Annotated in this window: 1 protein-coding gene; it reads left to right on the top strand. The window is 42.0% G+C overall.

From position 1 onward, the window contains the following. On the top strand, nt 1-1,775 hold a 1,775-nt coding region (locus ACN4EK_RS32520; protein WP_431662587.1), incomplete at both ends, for an Ig-like domain-containing protein.

The raw sequence follows: 1,775 nt of genomic DNA, 5'->3' as shown, positions 1-1,775 counted from the left end.
AGATGTGTATAAGAGACAGGAATCTTATCTTCAATCTATTAGGAAGACCGGGAGATATTGCATTACTTACATTATCCTTTGGAGAAGGGAGTCAAGAAGTATCGGATTGGAATGCATACAAGCATGTTTCAGTTTCCTTTTTTAACGGAACCAATAAGGTTGGGACAGAATATTTTTTGGACCGGGAGGAAATCAAAAAAAGCAGGGATGAAGAAGGCCGGTATATTTTACAGGTAATGTGTGATTGTCATGTAGATTTCAATGCTGTACGTGTCACTGTATATACAAGTAATGAAAAGGGGACGGTTGTCAGAATCCACCAAGCAGAGCTGGGTATAGGCTTACCGGATTTTGAGAATTCATCAGTAGCTATTTGCGAGGGAGAAAGAACTGTTTTGTCTGTTTTGCCCTCTTCAGGTACAAGTATCCGCTGGTATGATGCTGAGAAAGGAGGCAATCAGCTTCGCTTTGGGAATATTTACACTACTGAGGTATTTACAGTCCCAGGACTCTATACTTTTTGGGTAGCCCCCGTCAGGGAAAGTTGTGAATCCAGCTTAAGGTTTCCTGTGAAGGTGGAAGTGAGGCCAGCACCTGATGCCAATTTCGCTGATTTGGAATTATCTCCTATATATTGTGAAGGAGAGGATATCCTATTTGATCCTTTTTTGATTGAAGGTGCACCATTTGGTTTGGAGGGTTTAAGTTTTCACTGGTACACAGGACAAGATGGTAGAAATTTATTGATAGAAAGTAGTCCCTTCTTTTCGTTGGATGCTGAGAGCAGGCTTTTGCTGTCCAATGCTCCTGCCGGAAACTATGAGATTTATCTTGGATTAAAGAATGAAAACGAATGCAAAACCCTGCCCGGATCTCTTAGACGGTTCGAATTCAAAGTCACTGGCAGGCCTGAAGCAGTGGTTTTTGAAAATGAACTCATCAGATTCTGTGAAGACATAGAGCCTAGGTTGATTGATATAAAGCCTTCTGTTCCAACTTTTGGGCTTGCTTGGTATTTGGATCCGGATTCATTGGACTCCATCAGTTCCAATACTTTACTTGAGGACGGGGCTACATATTACGTTGCTGCTTTGAATGAAATTGCCTGTGAAAGTTCAATAAAGGTACCTATAAGTATCAGTTTGATTGATTGTTCGCCCATCATTGAGGTCATCAAAGTCCCTGAGACAGATAATGCCCTTGCAGGGGATTGGTTGTCATATTTCATTCAGGTAGAAAATAAAGGCGTCTACAGTGCCTACGGCTTGATCCTTACAGATACCTTGCCCAGTGGAACATATTACCTGCAGTCCAGCATAGCACCTTCCGAAAAGAAAGATGATATCTTGATATGGGAACTGGACAGCTTGGCTTCCGGACAATCCATCTCATGGGTGCTTACAGTGATGGTAGAACCCTTTGTACAGGCAGGGAGCAAGTTAAGAAACTTTATCTATGCTGATTTTCAAGGTAATATTGAGCAGCTGGTGTCCAATCTTGTGCCTGATGTCGGTGTTGGTATAAAAACCTTATCTGAAATAGAAATGACAAAAGCATTGGTTTCTGATTCTGTAGTCATGGGTAACCCTGTGGGCTATCGTTTTATCTTAAGAAATAAGGGGCCGAGCAATGCCTGGGCCATCGAAATCATTGACACCCTGGATTATCGCCTGGAGCCTTTAGAAAGTACTCTTTTGTTTGATTTTTTGGAATCAGAAAGGATAATCAAATGGAGTTTGGACAGTTTGGCGGCAGGAACAGAGCAGGTGATAGAC

This window comes from Pantanalinema rosaneae CENA516 (genome assembly GCF_050753385.1).
In the GTDB taxonomy this organism is placed as follows: Bacteria; Cyanobacteriota; Cyanobacteriia; order Leptolyngbyales; family Leptolyngbyaceae; genus Pantanalinema; species Pantanalinema rosaneae.
Note: the sequence above shows the minus strand (reverse complement) of the source record. Positions and strands in the feature narration are given on the sequence as shown.